The organism is Sorangium sp. So ce176 (genome assembly GCF_051519835.1).
In the GTDB taxonomy this organism is placed as follows: Bacteria; Myxococcota_A; Polyangia; order Polyangiales; family Polyangiaceae; genus Sorangium; species Sorangium cellulosum_G.
In genome coordinates, this window is the sequence record NZ_CP150371.1 from 4,094,861 (window position 1) to 4,111,477 (window position 16,617).

Annotated in this window: 7 protein-coding genes; 6 read left to right on the top strand and 1 reads right to left on the bottom strand. The window is 70.9% G+C overall.

The features are described 5' to 3' along the window. Positions 1–12 precede the first annotated feature (12 nt). Positions 13–1,563 carry a hypothetical protein gene (locus WMF42_RS15425; protein ID WP_437692680.1) on the top strand — a complete coding sequence of 517 codons (1,551 nt, stop codon included), beginning with the start codon at positions 13–15 and terminating at the stop codon, positions 1,561–1,563. Positions 1,564–1,644: 81 nt separating this feature from the next. On the opposite strand, the gene WMF42_RS15430 is transcribed toward WMF42_RS15425, so the two are convergent. Then, the gene (locus WMF42_RS15430) at positions 1,645–2,568 is read right to left on the bottom strand and encodes a hypothetical protein (RefSeq protein WP_437692682.1); all 924 of its coding nucleotides are present in this window, start codon (positions 2,566–2,568) and stop codon (positions 1,645–1,647) included. Between the two features lie 39 nt (positions 2,569–2,607). On the opposite strand from WMF42_RS15430, the gene WMF42_RS15435 reads away from it, so the two are divergent. The 5 genes from WMF42_RS15435 (at position 2,608) to WMF42_RS15455 (ending at position 16,608) form a co-directional block, all read left to right on the top strand. Then, positions 2,608–6,777 (top strand): RHS repeat-associated core domain-containing protein, encoded by a 4,170-nt coding sequence (locus WMF42_RS15435; RefSeq protein WP_437692684.1) that lies wholly within the window; start codon positions 2,608–2,610, stop codon positions 6,775–6,777. Then, on the top strand, positions 6,774–9,557 hold the full coding sequence (locus WMF42_RS15440) for a hypothetical protein (protein ID WP_437692686.1): 2,784 nt from the start codon (positions 6,774–6,776) through the stop codon (positions 9,555–9,557). Before WMF42_RS15435 ends, WMF42_RS15440 begins: the two co-directional genes overlap by 4 nt. Before the next feature lie 688 nt (positions 9,558–10,245). Then, the gene (locus WMF42_RS15445) at positions 10,246–11,559 is read left to right on the top strand and encodes a DUF6361 family protein (RefSeq protein ID WP_437692688.1); all 1,314 of its coding nucleotides are present in this window, start codon (positions 10,246–10,248) and stop codon (positions 11,557–11,559) included. Further along, positions 11,552–13,432 carry a hypothetical protein gene (locus WMF42_RS15450; RefSeq protein WP_437692689.1) on the top strand — a complete coding sequence of 627 codons (1,881 nt, stop codon included), beginning with the start codon at positions 11,552–11,554 and terminating at the stop codon, positions 13,430–13,432. Before WMF42_RS15445 ends, WMF42_RS15450 begins: the two co-directional genes overlap by 8 nt. Next, complete coding sequence (locus WMF42_RS15455) at positions 13,429–16,608, top strand: helicase-related protein (protein ID WP_437692691.1); 3,180 nt, start codon at positions 13,429–13,431, stop codon at positions 16,606–16,608. The genes WMF42_RS15450 and WMF42_RS15455 overlap by 4 nt, the downstream gene beginning before the upstream one ends. Positions 16,609–16,617: the final 9 nt, after the last annotated feature.

The following is a 16,617-nucleotide window of genomic DNA, read 5'->3' on the forward strand; positions in this document are numbered from 1 at the left end:
CAGGAGACGCCCATGAGAAAGACGACCGTTGCAGCCCTCTCCGTCATGTTATCACCGTGGGCGATCGGCTGCGGGACCGCCCCCGGACCGGGCGATGCTGGGGGATCGCCCTGCGATGGAGCCTCGTGCCAAGGCGATGCGCCGCCGGAAGCGGTCTGCCTGGATCATATCGCCTCCGATATCCTCGACGATGGTTGCGGCGTGTTCGTCGCCGGGTTCTTCGGGCTCGGCGACGACAGCAACCCCGGAACGAAGGCAAAACCTGTGTTCTCCGTTCAGCGCGCCATCAACATGGCGCGCACCGGAAGAGGGCGCGTCTTCGTCTGCAACGATAACTTCAGCGAGCACGTGCGCTTGCCTTCGGGCGTCGATCTCCTGGGAGGCTTCCACTGTCGACATTGGGGGCGCGACGATAATAAGAAGGTATCCGGGCTGGACAGCGGAGGCACACACTACGCCGGTCCGATGTTGTTCGTCGAGCCGGCGAGCCCGAGCGATACGGGGGCCGCGGACGGCGTATCGACGATTGCCGACATGTCCCTGGACGGGAGAGGGCCGATCTCGATGCTCATCGAGCCGGGCACGGCGGTCGAGATCATCCGGAGCGAGATTCACGGGAACGGCGGACCGAGTGGCCTCGATGGCGAGGAGTGGCCGTGGCCGAACCGAGCAGCGACCGGCCCCGACGGGCTCTACGGCGGGGACGCGTGTACCGCCGCCACCGTCGCCGGGGGTCCGGCGGTGGTGAGCCCCTGTGAAGGCGGCGCACCGAGCACCGGTGGCAAGGGCGGCGACGGGTTGCCCGACGGTGCCGAGGATGGCGAAGCCGGCGCCCCGGCCCCGACGCCGAACCCCACGAGCTCAGGACGCGGCGGCCATGCGGACCGGGAGAACGTCGGTTGCCACAGCGGGTCTCCCGGGAGCTCTGGAGCCCTGGGCACGGTGGGGGCGGGCGGCGAGGGCATCGGGCGAATCAGCGAGGCCGGCTGGGAGGGCGACACGGCAGGCGAGGGCGGCAGGGGCATGCCCGGCCAAGGTGGCGGCGGCGGCGGCGGCCGTCGCGGCGGGCTCGCCGCGTGCGGCGTGGCCTCGAAGGGCGGCGCCGGCGGCGGCTCCGGAGGCGCCGGCGGCTGCGGTGGGCGAGGCGGCCGGGGGGGCGCGAACGGGCACCCGAGCATCGGGATCGTCGCGCTCAACGCGGCGAAGCTCACCGTGCGCGACAGCGTGATCACGGCGCGCGGCGGGGGACCGGGTGGCGACGGGGGCCCGCCTGAGCGCGGTGGACCAGGCGGTCGAGGAGCGCCGGGGGGCGCCGTCGGGGACGGCACCTGGTCGTGTGGCGGGGGGACGGGCGGCTATGGCGGCGAAGGCGGTTTCGGTGGCCCGGGGCGCGGCGGCGACTCGATCGGCATTGCCTACCTCGACGAGGACCAGCTCACGCTGGAGGGGGTCACCTTCGAGGTCGGACCGCCAGGCAAGGGCGGCATGAGCTGGAACCATGACGGCAGTACGACGTCGGGAGCAGACGGCACCGTCGCCGAGACGCTGCGCTTCCCTGAATAGGAGCAGTGCGCATGAGGGCCTCGTCGATGGGCCCGAGGCGTATCGATCCGCGCGCTCAAGCGCGATGATCCGCAGTGCGCGTTAGGTCGGATTCTCCTCGTGCTCGACTACGTCGTCGGCGCGTTCGCCTTCGGCCTCGCTGTCGGGGTCGCACTTGCTGAGGAGGTGGTACGCGAACAGGGACGCGGACTCGCGGAGCTTGGCGGCCTGGTGCTTGGCGGCGTCGTCCCCCTGGGACCGAGCGGTGGGATGATTCTTCTGGTCATCGGCCCGAGGCTGCTGCGTCTCGTTGGGCCGCACGCGGGGGTATGCGGGTCGTCCCCTCCGGCGTTTGTTCGGCTCGGAGTCCTCCGGTGGCGGCATCTGGCGCGGCGGACGCTCGCCCGCGAGCACCTTCCGGGCCCGCTCCTCCTGCTCCACGAACGTGGCGGCGTACGCCACGAAACGCAACGCATCGAACGGGACGCCGGCCTTGTCGAGCTTTTCGCCCAGAAGGGGCGGGAGCCGGGCGATCCGTGCGTACTGGCTCCGGCGCGCGTGCGACACCTGCGCGCGCACGTCAGGCGGCGCGCCGAGGAAGGCAACGCACCAAGCGTACGTGATGCACTCCGGCAACAGCAGTCGCAACTGGTGGTTGTCGTCGTAGCCGCAGGCCACCGCGAAGCGGGGCGGCGCGGGCCTCCTGCGGCGCTGGAAGCGCCCTCCGTTGCCAGCGGGCGCGTGCTGCGCGATGCGCTCGGCTTCGGCTTGTAGGCGCTCGCGCTCACGCCCCAGCTCCGCCTCCCTCCGGTCGAGGGCCTGCTCCCGCCGTACGAGCTCCGCGCGCGCCTGCTCGATCTCAGAGCGCTCGCGGGCGATCTGCATCTCCTGCGCGTGGCTGGTGGTGCGGTCCTGGGCGAACAGCTCAACGACGACCGGCGCAGCAGCGGCGAGCGCCGGTGCGGCAGCGCCGAGGACCTCGAGCAGCGGCGGGGGCTGACGTGCCTTCAGGGGAGGGGCGTCCACCCGCGCCATCGTACCGACGGATGCGGTCCGATCGAGCCCATGGCCTATTTACGACGGCGTAAACCGACCGTGCGTCGATCGCAGTCGTTGTCTGATGCTCAATTATTTCGCGTAGTTAGCCGTCCGCCCAAGCGGGGCTCGGTGCGGGGAGCGCCCCAAGAGCACGCATCTGCCGAACGGCAGAGAAGGCCCTCCCGATGCCTGGTGGTGTACATTCGCCGGGATCGCACGGCAGCAAGGCCGCACGAGACCCGGGAGACGACCATGGCCCGCACTGCGCCTGTACCGAACATCCCCGCCATCCCTGGAATGAACCCGGGCGTCTTCATCATGGGAGGGGGCGGGGCCGGCGGCGGAGGCGGCGGCGCTGGCGGTAACGGCTCTGGAGGTAAGCAGGGCGGCAATGGAGCCAACGGCGGCAAGGAAGCCGGCGGCGGCGGGAAGTCCGCGTGTGGCAGCGCAGGCGGCGACGGCGCCGGCTGCCCGAACCACCATGGCGGCAAGAAATCGGGAATGGCTGCGAAGGGCGACCCGGTCGACGTGGTGACGGGCCGGGTGTTCACGATTCCCGCCGTCGACCTCGAGCTTCCGGGACCGCTGCCGCTCTCGATCGTGCGGTCGTACACCACCGCGGCATTCGAGCGCGACGTCGGGCTGGGGTTCGGGTGGAGCCACTCGCTGGCGTGGGAGATCGAGGTGCGCCAGCGCACTATCCGCGTCTGGACCGACGATGGGCCGGTCGACCTCGACGCTATGCCCGTGGGCGCCGGCGCGGCGGGCCCTCACGGCTGGGTCCTCGCCCGGGAGGAGCGCGGCTTCGTCCTCGATACCGGCGACGACCGCTGGTACGTGTTCGCCGAAGCGGTGGGGAAGCGGTACCGGCTCACCGCGATCAAGGACCGATACAACAACGAGATCAGGCTCTCGTACCGCGAGGGCGTGCTCGCCGAGATCACCGATAGCGTCGGCCGGACCGTCCGGGTCCGGCGGGCGCCCGACGGGCGCATCGGCGCCTTCGAGATCAAGAACGCGCAGGAGCGCGGTGTCTGGGTGGCTTTCGCGCGGTACACCTACGACGAGGCCGGGGATCTCACGTCTGCGATCGACGCCGACGGATACGCGACGCGCTACACATACCAGGAGCACCTCCTCACCTCCCATACGAGCCCCACCGGGCTCACGTTCTCATTCCGCTACGACGATCGGCGCCGCTGCGTCGAGACGTGGGGCTCCTACGACGATGGGCGCGACCGCAGCTTGGCGGAGGACGTACCGACGCACCTGGCCGACGGGAAGACCGTCGCCAGAGGCATCTACCACTGCAAAATGGAGTTCGGAGAGGACGGATACACCGAGGTTGCGGACTCCATCACGGTTCATCGCTACTTCGGGAACCGCTTCGGCAAGGTCGACAAGGCCGTGAGCGCCGGGGCCGTGCTCAGCCGGACGTACGACGAGCACGGGCACCTGCGGACGTTCGTCGATCCGCTCGGCGCCATGACCATCTGGCAGCGGGACAGCCTCGGCCGGGAGCTCTCTGTCACCGACCCGCTCGGTCGAATGACGATCATCGAGCGCGATCCGGACGGGCACGTCCGCCGAGCGATCGATCCAGCCGGCGGCGTCACCGAGATCTGGCGGATGCCCGACGGGCTCACCTGGACCGACCCCCTCGGGGCGGTTTTCCAAGTGCGCCAGGACGCGCGCGGGCGACTGGTCGAGACGGTGGCGCCGAACGGCGGCCGCACGACGTACCTCTATGACGATCTTGGGAACATGGTCGAGAAGACCGACGCGCTCGGGGGCAAGACGCAGCTGGCCTACGATTACTGGGGTCGGTGCCGCTCGATCCGCGATCCGAGCGGCGCGGTGGTGTCGTACACCTATGACAATCGTGGCAACCTTACCGGCGTCTACCGGCCCGGTGGCGCAACGACCCGCTACGAGTACGACGGCATGGGGGACTGCACTGCGGTCCTCCAGCCGAACCAGCAGCTGACCCGGTTCGTGCGAGGCGGCTTTCACAAGCTCTGCGAGGTGCACAAGCCGAACGGAGAGATCACACGATTCCGGTACAACCGTGAGGGACGCCTGGTCGAGATTCAGAACGCGCTCGGGGAGCGCCACAGGCTCGAGCTCAGCATCGCGGGGATGGTTACCAGCGAGCGTGGGTTCGACGGGCGCGTGTCTCGATACAAGTACGATTACAATGGCCGGCTCATCTCCGTCGAGAACGCCGCGGGCGAGAAGACGGAGTACACGTACGACCTCGCCGGGCAGCTCGTCGCGCGTACCTTCGGCGACGGCAGCGTCGAGACGTTCACCTACGACGCCCGCGGCGACCTCATCGCCGCCGAGAGCCCCGTTGGCTCGTTCTCTTATGAGCGCAACGCCGTCGGCTGGGTCGTGTCCGAGACCCAGATCGTGGGCGGCGAGGCTGCGACGGTCCGGCGCACCTTCGATCTCATGGGTGACGTCATCGAACGCACCACGTCGTTCGGTCACTCCGCCAGGTGGATTCGCAACGTTGGCGGGCTCGCCGAGAGGGTGATCCTCGACGGAAGAGACGAGGTCGGGATCGCGTACGACGCCGCGGGGCGAGAGGTCTGCCGCGCGCTCCCGCGAGGAGGCCGGATCGAGAGCGTGTGGGACCTGATGGATCGCCTCGTCGAACGGCGCGTCTGCTCGCCGTCGAGCCGCGTCCCGGTCGGGCCGAACGAACCAGCATGGGTGGGCCCAGCCCCGGCGTCGGTGACGGTGCACCAGGCGTACCGATACTCGCCTGCGTCGGAGCTCGTCGAGGCGTGGGACCAGGCGTACGGTACGCGCCGCTTCGAGTACGACCCTGCGAGCCAGATCCTGGCGAACGTCCCGGAGCACGAGCGCGCCGAGCTCTTTCGCTACGACGCCTGCGGGAACGTGTTCGACGCCGCCGGCGGCAAGGAGGAACGCTCGTACGGTCCTGGCAATCGCTTGCTCAGCAAGGGAGACACCGAGCTCGTATGGGACGACGACGCGCGCCTCAAGGAGACGCGCACCAGGACGCCCGCCGGAGCGCTCGAGGTCACGCGGTTCGCCTGGGACGCGCGTGGGCTCTTGCAGTCGGTCGAGCGCGCCGACGGCACCGTCGTGGAATTCTCGTACGATCCGGACGCCCGGCGCGTCGCCAAGCGGGTCTCCCGGCGGCTCTCGACCGGCGAGCTGCGGCCGGACAGCGCGACGAGGTTCGTCTGGGATGGCGCCGAGCTCGTGCACGAGATCCGGCAGCTCACCCGAGACGCGGCTGCCCCAGGCGTGGAGGCGCGCACGTACGTCTTCGAGGCCGGAGCGCCGTGGGCGCAGCGCGCCGGGGAGGGTGAGTGGTATCACTACCTGAACGACGAGATCGGTACGCCGGAGCGCCTCGTCGGCCCCGACGGCGCCGTCGCATGCGAGCTGCGGCGGAGCGCCTGGGGAAAGATCGAGCCCGCGCCCGGCGCGTCGACGTCGACGCCGATCCGCTTTCGCGGGCAGTACTGGGACGACGAGATCGGCCTCTGCTACAACCGCAACCGCTACTACGATCCCGAGGCTGGTCGCTATATCAGCGCTGATCCGATCGGGATCCTCGGCGGTCTCAACGGATTCGCCTACGCGGAGAACCAGCCGACGCGGCTCACCGATCCGGACGGGCTCATGGCCAAGGCTTCGACCGAGATCGAGGCCGGCGGCAAGACGCACCGCGGAAAGAGCGCGTTCGGGGGGCCTCTCGACCCCGCGCTCCAGACCGCGGTCGACAATGCGCACAAGAAGTTCGACGATGGCGAGGTGGCGGGGCCGAAGCCATCGAGCGCCGGGCAATGCGCCGAGATCGAGGCGCTGAACAACCTGGCAAAAGACATCCGGGGGGACCGCCAGAAGAACGGTAAGACGTTGAAGGACCCCAGGGCCGAAGATGTCGAGATCAGGAGGGAGCTGCAGAAACAGGTGAAGGAGGGTAAGATGACGACGAAGACGGACAAGGACGGTCTGCTCATGGATCCATGCAAGTTCTGCGCGCAGGTCCTGCGTGAGCTCGGCCTTCACCCGGCGAACAACGGGGGCACTGGCAAGAAGAACGGCGTCATCGGCTCGGACGGCAAGGCGTGGAACGGGAATGTCTGGCACAAGGGACGCTCGATGCCGTTCAGGACCGCGCCCTCGAGCACGCCGCCTTTCGCAGGGTCATGAGCCCTCCTTCGCGAGCACCGGATGCGCCGGCCGCAGGCCCGGCGGCTGCGGAGCGCGGCGTCCTCGCCTTCTGGCGCGAGGTCGAGCGCTGCCGCAGCGCCCCCCTCGGCGGGAAGGCGCGCGCTGGAGCCGTGGCGCACCTCGATCGGTGGCTGGAGCATGGCGGCGCGCGCGCGGCGCTGCTCGGGCCGAGCGGGCGCGGCAAGTCGGCGCTGCTGGGCGCGTGGGCGCTGGAGCTGGCGCGCGCGGGCCGGCACGAGATCGCGTTCGTCCCCGTGAGCCGCCGGTTCGGTACGGCGCTGGAGCATACGGCGCTGAACCTCCTTTACGCGCGCGTGGCTTCGTTCCTCAGGTCTCCACGGCGCACCGGCGAACGCCCGCACGGGGTCGAGGAGACGCGGCGCGACCTTGCGATCATGCTCGAGGAGGGCCGCCCGCCCGAAGACAGGCCGCTCGTCGTGATCCTCGACGGGATCGACGAGGCTGTCGGCTGGACCGCTGATGCAGCGCAGAGCTTCCTGCGAGACCTCGGCCCCGGCGTGCGCGCCGTGCTGTCAGCGCGCTCGCTCGAGGCGCTCGGAGGGCTCCGGGAGGAAACGGAGGCGGTCGCGCTGCCACCGATCGAGGCCGAGGAGGTCCCGGAGGCCATCGGGCGGAGGTTCGGCGATCTGCCGGCCAGCGTGATTGACGACATCGCGCGTGTGAGCGGCGGGGAGCCGCTCCTTGTGGAGGCGCTCCTTGAGGCACTGTCGCGGGATCCCGCGGCGGTGGCGTCGGTGCTCGCGAGCGCTCCCGTCGGGGCTTCGGGGGTCCTCGAGCTCTGCGCCGGCGGCGCGATCCTCCCCGCGCTGCCGTGGCTTGCAGGCGCGCTCGGCCCGATCGAGGGTGAGGAGCTCTTCGTGGTCGCGACGGTGAGCGCCGGAGCCTGGAACGAGCTGAGCGGACCGCTCGTCGCCGCCGGAGAGTCGGGCCTCGCGCTCCGTCACCCAGCCTGGGCGGAGGCCATCGAAGGGCGGCTCGCGCCGCACCAGCGCGCGGCGGTCGATCGCCGGTTCGCCGACCACGGGAAGCGCGCATTCGCCTCGGGCACGGTCTCTGAATACGTATGCCGGAACTGGCGCGCTCATCTGGAGCGGCTCGACGCGAGCCTCGCAGAGCGGCTCGAACTGGTCTCGAGGGCGTGGCTCGACGTGTGGAGGACGCGCCCGGATGGATCGTCCGGGTTCATCGCCGACGTGGACGCGACGGCGGTCTGCGCGGCGCGCCTTCTGGTCGATATCGCGGCCAGAGAGGATGTCGTGGAAGCGCTGGCCGCGCGGGTCCGCTGCCTGCTCGTCACGAGCTCTGTGAGGGAGATCCTTGGCTTCGAGGAGGCGCGGCGCGCGCTCGCCGCGCTGGCCGCGCAGGACGAAGAGGACGAAGAGGACGAAGACGAGGAGGGGGCCCTGGGCGGCGAGGGCTCCGCCGGACCACACATCGAGATGCCGCGCGTGGGCGAGGACATCCTTGACGCCGGGCGGCCGATCGCCGACGCCGCGGAGCGCGCCGGCGCCCTGATCCGGCTGGCGCACGAGCTACCCGACGCCGAGCGCGCCGCTGTGCTCGGCTGGGCGCTAGAGGCCGCCCGCGAGGAGCATGCCGGCGGGGCCGCGCTCGCCGCCGCTGCGGCCGCGCTCGACGGGCAGGCACGGGTGACGGCTGCGCGCGAGGCGGCGGCGCGGCTCGGTCGCGAGCGGACCAACGAGAGCCGGCTCGCGCGCGTGTCCCTGGCGGCGCTGCTGCTTGAGGCCGAGGCGCTCGACCTCGGTTGCCACGCGTTCGCCGAGGTCCCAGCCGACGCGAGGAGCGACGAGCTGCCACGGCTCTCGGAGGCCGCCGCGCGATGGTCTCCCGCGGCGGTTCGCGGGCTCTGGGCATGGTCCGAGGCGCTGCCCCCCTCGGAGCGGCATCTGGTCCTCGCGCGCCTCGCTTCGGGCCTGCCCGAGGCGGAGCGGGAAGCGGGCGCGTTGGAGGCGCTGGGGCTCGCGCTGTCGCTGCTGTCGGACGACGCGCTGCCGCCGGACGCTTGCTGGAGCATCTGCGCGCTCGCGCCGCACGCACCTGCCGGCGCCGCGTCAGCGCTGATCCAGGCGTGCGCGGCTGCGGCCGGCTTCCGGCGACCGGCGGTGACGGCCGTGGCCGCGCGCCTCTGCGATCTTGGCCGCGTGGAGGATGCACTCGCGCTCGTGGCGACGCTGCCCGACGCGTCGGACCGGATCGAGGTACGGTCCGCGCTGCTCGCGCACCTTCCCGCCGCGATCCGCGAGGCCGCCTGGGCCGAGCTGTCCGGCGATCTGCGGGCGAGCGACGGCGCGCGCACGCTCCTCGAGCGGAACGCCGCTGCGTGGACCCGGGCTCTCGGGGCGGATGCGGTCCTCGACCTGTCACGCGAGCTCGGCGCCACGTGGCCAGCCCTGGTCGCGATCGCCGGGGCCTCGCCGGACCACGCGCCGGCGATCACGCGCGATATGGTCGAGCGCGCCCTGGAGCTGCCGAGCGACGAGGGCGAGGCGCTCTTCGCGCTGGTCCCGCTGGCCGCCTCGATGACCGAGCCGCACGCGCGTCGCCTTTGCGAGCGCCTCCTGCGCTACCTCGATTGGAAGGGGCGGCCCGATCTCCTCGACGACTGGACGAACGACGACCTCGGGCACCTGGCGCCATTGTTCGCCCGCATCGCTGGACCGCGGGGCGCCGTCGAGGTGGCCCGGGAGATCGTCGACGTCGCGCGGTGGCTCCCCTGAGCGTCCGCGGAGCCACGGCCGGCGCGACGCGTCGCGCTCTCCCGGAGCTCGCTGATCCCGGTGGTCCACGCAGATCCCGGGTACCGCGAGCTTCGGAAACGGGTGGGGTGAGGCCACGGCGCTCGCCGGGAGCGGCTCAGGCGCGAAAGCGAGGGGCGCGGCGGGGTCGACGCGGCAGGTTCATGGCGTCCTGGGGCATGATTAAGGCCCCTGCGCGGCTCGATAAACAAGCGGTCGTGAGGCGCCGACGGGAGCGTTGCGCAACAGCGCAATTCGTTGCGGCACATGACAGCGCGTTGCGCTCACCTCCTCGTCATCTTCAGACGCCGCGCTGAGATAGCGACCCATCTCGCGCCGGCGCGTCGGTTGCCGTGCGGCCACACCGCGACGAAACGACGGCGTGTCGCCACAACGGCAGGCCAGATCCCATCGGACAGCACAGGGAGTTTACTTCGTGAGTGAGTCACCGATGTTTTCGACCATGGTCCTTCCCCCCGCATCTCGTCGCTGACGACGTGATCGGCGTCGGGCTTTGCAGTGCGGTGCTTACCCCGCGCCGAACTGCGCGTCGCCTGTGGTCTGGCGTAGGCGCAGCTCTGTGTATGCGCGTGCGGCTTTGGCTCCTCCTCTCACATCACTCTCTTGACGCTGCTCGCGTCGGCGCGCTCTACTCCGCTGTCGGGGCGGCATGGCATCAGGGCAGAGCATCGCTGGCTGGATCGACATCTCTCCCGCGGCGCTGAGCAAGCTGCGAGCCGAGCTGGAGCTACACGACAAGAGCGTGCTCGACGAGATGGGCGTTGGCGCGATCCATACGGGTTACGCCGATCTCTTCTTTCCGGGTACCTCCGTGCTGCACACCCGGGCGCGCTACCTGCTGTTCGTCCCGTGGATCTACCTCGGGCTCGCAGCCCACCCGCGGGCTCGGGCCGATCGTGTGCGCGAGCTTAAGCAGAAGGCCGAGCTGTGGTTGACCGGGCGCCTTCGCGCTCACACTGAGGACAACGACGAGGGCATCATCGGGGGAAGGGTCTACCCCGAGCCACCCGCCCAGCCGCCCGATTTCGCCTACTGGTCGGCGCTGCGCGAGTATCGCCTGTACGAGGGGGTCCCGCGAGCACAGCTCCTCGCGCGCTGGGACCGGGCGCGGGTCATGCTGCGGAAGGACGTTCACACGCGCGAGGACCGCGTGGATCAGCAGCCGCTTGGCCTGTTCGACGTGCCTTCCTTGCCTAAATGGTGGATGCAGGAGGACGCGGACGTCTCCTTCCAGCTCGAGTCCGACGAGGCGGAGTTCCTCCGGGAGCGCCTCGCCCAGCGCCGCCCTCCCTGCCTCCTTGGCGTGGCCGCACGCCTGCTCGGCAAGGGCTCCCGGCCGAACGCCAAGACCGTCTGGGGAGACGCTTTCATGCGCCGGGCAGCCGAGGTGTTCGATCGCGATCACAGCGGCCCCGATCTCCGTCCCACGTCGGCCGCAGTGGCCCTCCAGCGGGCGGATGGCGCCTCGGCGCTCGCCGAGCTGGTGCGAGCGATCTACGCGGCGCTCGTCGAGGGGTTGCGGGAGCAGGATCTACGGGCCGCGGGCCGGCTGCCCCTCCCGGATGACCATGCCCACTACCGGGAATACCTGCGGAGCTACTGGGAGGACGACAAAGGTGAGACGGTACGCCGCGCGTGCGATCTGCGGCTCCACGGGCTCATGGCCGATATCCACCTTCCGGGGCGGCTTCCGGAGCTGCTCGCCCACGTGCAGGCGCGCGCGAGCTCCGTCCGGCGCGCCTCCGACGTCCACGCAAGGCTCCTCGACAACACCACCCTGGAGCTGTTCACCGGCCTGGAGTGGGACCGCAAGCGCACGCGAGCGAGGCTCCCCCGGCGCGACGGCCGCGGGCGTCGCGAGGGCTTCGGGAAGGGTACGATCCGGGTGGCGGACATCAACTACCGCTGGCCCATGGTCTCCAGGATGCTCCGCGACATCCAGGAGGGCTTGCCCGATGTCTGATCAAGAACAGCAGCGCGTCCGTTCCATGGGGGGCCTCGCGCTCCTCGACTGGCTCCGCCCACCCCCCGGCTTCGTCACCGATGCCGCGCTCGGTACCACCTACTCGCTCGACCTCGTCACCTGCGCCGCGGCGCTGGTCAGCCTCGACGGGACCGCGCGGGATAACGCGGATTTCGGGCTCACCGCAGCCCTGCGCGCCATGCAGCGCCTCGCGGAGCGGGTCTTCGTCGTGGGCCAGCAGGGGTGCGTCCACGCGCCGGAGCGAACGAGGGAAGCCCTCCTGCCGATGCTGGACCGCTTCGTGCGCATGGCGCGCCGTCCGCTCGACGAAGGCGCCTTCCACCCGAAGGTCTGGCTGGTCCGGCAGGTTCACGCGCGACATCCCGGCGCGGTGCAGCAGGAGGACGAGGTACGCTACGTGCTCGTCGTGGGCTCACGCAACCTGACCCGCGATCTGTCGTGGGATCTCGGCGTCGCGCTGCAGGGATATGTACGGGGACCGCGCGAGGCCAACCTGCCCGGCGTCGGAGACTTCGTCCGGTTCGCGTGCCGCTTGGCGGATCTCGCGCCCTTTGCCGGTCGCTTCGCGGACGTGGATCAGGTCGAATGGGAGCATCCGGAAAAGGTCCGCTCCATGCGGTTCGGATTCCACGGTGAGGAGCGCATCGGTGCCTGGGAGGGGACCATCTTGCCCGAGCTGCTCGAGCGCGCGCAGAGCGTGCTCTGGATCTCGCCGTTCCTGGACACCAAGGGGGTGGAGGCAGCGGCGAAGCTCTCCGAGAACGCCGAGTACCGACGCCTCGTGGCCGGCACCGCGGATCTCAACTGCGTCGCGCAGAAGAGCTCGAGCCGGAGATACCTGGACCGCCTTGAGCTGCGCTCGCTGCCGTCGGTGTCCGAGGAGCCGTCGCGTCGCGCGGCGCCGGACGAAGCTGATGTGGACGTCACCTCGACGGAGAACCCCGAGCTGCTCGAGGACGCGCGCGGGCTGCACGCCAAGGCGATCGCGGTCTGGACGTCTCGCACGAGCTCGGTCCTGATCGGCAGCGCCAACCTTACGGGCCGCGGGTGGCTCGGCGCCAACGTCGAGGCCTGGTTGCTGCTCGAGGGGCGCATGGACCTCGCTGACGCGCTCTGGGCCTGGTCGGAGCAGGTCGCGGCCGAGTACCACCTGCCGGAGCCCAAGCACGGCCAGGAGCAGGACGAGGAGGCGCTCAACCGATGGCATCACCGGATCGCAGCACGCTCCTTCACGCTGCGGGAGGACGCACCGTCCGAGGGCGCGGAGCTCTCCGCGGATACCCCGCCTCTTCTGGCAGACGCGCGCGACGTCGAGCTCCGTGTGGGCCGCCTGGCGCGCCCGGCAGACCTCTGGGCCTGGTCTCCGGGAGCGATGTCGATGACGCTCGCTGGCTGTGAGCTCGCGCAGCGAAGCTCCCTGCTCCTCTTCGTCCTCCGCACCGGCAGCGGCGATGATGCGCAGGAACGCGCCTGGCTCCAGCACGTGCGGATCGAGCCAGCCCTGGATCCGGATGCCCGCGATCGCGCCCTCCTCCGGAGTGCGTTACCGCCGGAGCAGTTCCTGGAGTACCTGCGCGGGCTCCTCGATGACGACCTGCCTGACGACCTGGACGGCGAAGATCGCAGCGCATCGGCGCGATCGGCGCACCAGGATCACGCCGGTGGTGAGCCGGCGGCGGGCGTGGGCGTCGAGGTCCTGTTGCGGGCGCTGGCCAGAGCACCCGACGCTCGCGGCAAGGTCGCGGAGATCGGCCGCGCGCTCGGCGCGTACCTGTCGGCGGCCGACGCCGAGGAACCCCGGCTCGCCGAGCTGCAGGCGCTCTGGCGTGCGATCGAGGAGGTCTACTCGTGAAGCTCGGTGCCGCGTGCAAGCGGTTCCAGAAGGCGACGGTCGCCGCGGCCGTCCAGGCGCTCAGAGATCCAGCCGGATCGCGCCGCTTCCTGGTGGCTGATGAGGTTGGCCTCGGAAAGACGCTGGTCGCGCGCGGGGTCATCGAGGAGCTCATGCGCCGCCCGGCGTCGCCTCCGCGCATTTTCTATGTCTGCTCCAGCCTGGGGATCGCCCACCAGAACACCGCACGATTGCTCGAGATATTGCCCGAGCAGGACCGGGATGCAGCCAGGGTTCAGGTGGATCGCCTGGGCCTCGTGCCGAGCCAGCCGCGCCCGGGGCCGGCCCCCTTCCACCTTTACTCGCTCACCCCGGATACCTCGATCAGGACCACGGGCCGGGGTCGCGCGGAAGAACGTGTGCTGATCGGCCGAGCGCTCCAGCAGATCTGCGGGCTGCGCGAGTCCGAGTGGCTCCGTGGCGCCCTGCAGGGCGCGGTCGGGCAGCGCTGGAAAAGCTTGTGGGACAGCAATGCCTGGCCCGACGACGCCGAGGCGTACCTGGAGCCGTTCAAGCGACGTTTGCGCCGCGAACTCGGGCTGAAGGAACACGCGTGGACCTCGACCCTGACGGACGCGGTCAGACAGCGGCTCCGCGACGGGAACGAGGCGTCTCTCACCGACACGGTGGGGCGGCTGCGGCGGGCCGTGACGCTCGCGGTCATCGACGTCGTGGCGCCGGACCTCGTGATCTTCGACGAGTTCCAGCGCTTCTTCGAGGTGCTCGTCGAGGACGACGAGGAGGGCGAGCACGACCACGGGGACGAGGACGAGCGGGACCACGAGGAGGAGGCTCACCACGTCCTGCGCGCCATGCTCTCGCCGGAGGCCGCCGGCGGCCACACGCAGGACCGGCGCCCGGCGGTCCTCCTGCTCTCGGCGACGCCCTACCGGATGTTCGCGCGCTTCCGCGAGGGCGGGCAGCACCACGACGAGCTCTTCCAGCTCCTCCGCTTCCTCTTCGCCGACACCGCTGGTCAGCACCTCGCCGAGCTGAAGCGCGATTTTGATGCCTACCGAGACGCCTTGATCCGCGACGCCCCCGGATCGGCGCGGGCCCTCGAGGCCAAGCGGCGCATCGAGCAGCGGCTCCGCCGCGTGATGGCGCGTACCGAACGCGAGCTCCTCGCGCCGCCCTCGCAGGACCGACGCCGCAGGACGCGCAGCACGGCCGAGGCGCCGGTCACGGCGCAGGACCTCGTCGTCTTCAGGCACTTCCTGGAGAGCGTCCGCGATGACGACCGCTACGCCGTCGAGGCGTACTGGTCGTCGATTCCTTACCCGCTCCAGATGATGGGGAACGACTATGCCGCCAGCAGGCACGCCGACCCGAGCCGCGCCGGCGGCCTCGCAAAGGCGGCCCGGCTCGTGCCCGCTCGCCTCGGCGATTACACCTACGAGGCCTGGGCCCATCCCAGGCTCCGCGGCCTACTCCAGCGACTGCCCGCCGACCTGCTCAAGCTCCCCTGGCTGCCGCCGTCCCGACCGTGGTGGCCGCTCGCCGCGCCGTTCGCCGACTTCCCGAGCGCGACGAAAGCCCTGGTATTTTCGAGATTCCGCGCCATCCCTCGCGCGCTTGCGACGCTGCTCAGCTACGAGGCCGAGCGGCGCGCGTTCGGCGGGGCGCCAGGGCGCCGGCGCTACGGTTACTTCCGGACCCGATCGGTCAGGGCCGGCCGGCGCCCCCGCGGGACGCGTCGCCTGCGCCCATTGCCTGCCGAGGCCTTCACCTTCGGTACCTCGTCCGGGCACAACCGCAGGCTGCTCCTGATGTTCCTGCCGCTTCCGGCGCTCGCCGCCATCGGCGATCCGCTGGCCATGGACGGGATCGCGAGCGGCACGCTCGACCGCGCCGCCGCGCGAGCGCAGGTCCGCGCCCGGCTGGTCGAGCAGCTCGGCGAGGACCGCTCGCGCACGCGGCGGGATCCGCTCGGGTGGGCGCTCGCGCTGGAGCGGCGGAACGCCGCCGGGTGGAGCGCGCTGCGCAAGGGAGCAGCGGCCTGGGTCGCGAAGGAAGGCAAGGATCACGGACGCGCATCCAGATCCTTGCGGCAGGCGCTCGCTGCGGCGGCGCCGGCCGGATCGCCCTCCCCGGGAGATCTGGAGGATCTTGCCGATCTGGCGCTCACGGGGCCCGGCGTGGCGCTGTACCGCGCCGTCCAGAGGGTGTTCGGTGGCGCGAAGAACGAGGCGGAGCGCATCGAGGCGGTGTGTCGCATCAGCCTGGGGCCCCTGCGCACGTACCTCGACGGACCCGAGTGGCACCTCGTGCTGAAGCAGCAGGGCGGGCGGCGGTCGCACGCCGACGCCGTTCGCGCGGCGGTCTGGGGCGGCAACCTCGAGGCGGTCCTGGACGAGTACCTGATCACGCTCCAGGGCGTCGATGCGGCCGAGGTACACCACGAGGGCGAGGCAGAAGCGCTTGCGAAGCTCGGCGAGGTGCTCGGCGTCCACCACGGCGCGCGGTTGCAGGTACACACCCTGCTGCGCGGTAAGGCGATGCGGCTCCGCTGCCATGCCGTGCTGCCGTTCGGTCTCGGCGCTGGAGCGCTCGAGGAGCAGCAGGCCGTGCGTGGCGATCGGGTGCGCGACGCATTCAATTCACCGTTCCGGCCGATGGCCCTCGTCACCACGTCCATCGGCCAAGAGGGCCTCGACTACCACCGCTACTGCCGGCACGTGGTCCACTGGGACCTGCCCAGCAACCCGGTCGACCTGGAGCAGCGCGAGGGGCGGGTGGATCGCCACGGAGGTCTGGCCGTGCGGCGGGCGCTCGCCGGGCGCATCGTGGATCTGCCGCACGACCGCAGCCCGTGGCGCAGCCTGGCAGCGCGGCTTCGCGCCGAGGAGTCGGCCGGCGGGCTGGTGCCGTGGTGGCAGGTGGAGGGTGCGGAGATATTGCGTTCGGCGGTCATGCCGAGCTTCTCGGAGCAGGCGGGGAGGCTCGCTGCGCTGGAGGCCGATCTGGCGCTGTATCGCTATGCCCTGGGCCAGCCGGATCAAGAGGCGCTGGTCCGCGCCCTCGCGCGCCGATTGGACAGGGTAGGGGAGGAGGACCGAGCGAAGCTCCGCCGCTGGCTGCGGGAGGTCGCCATCGATCTTTGCCCATTGCCGCCAGAGGAGCGCGACGCGGGATGAAGCGTCATC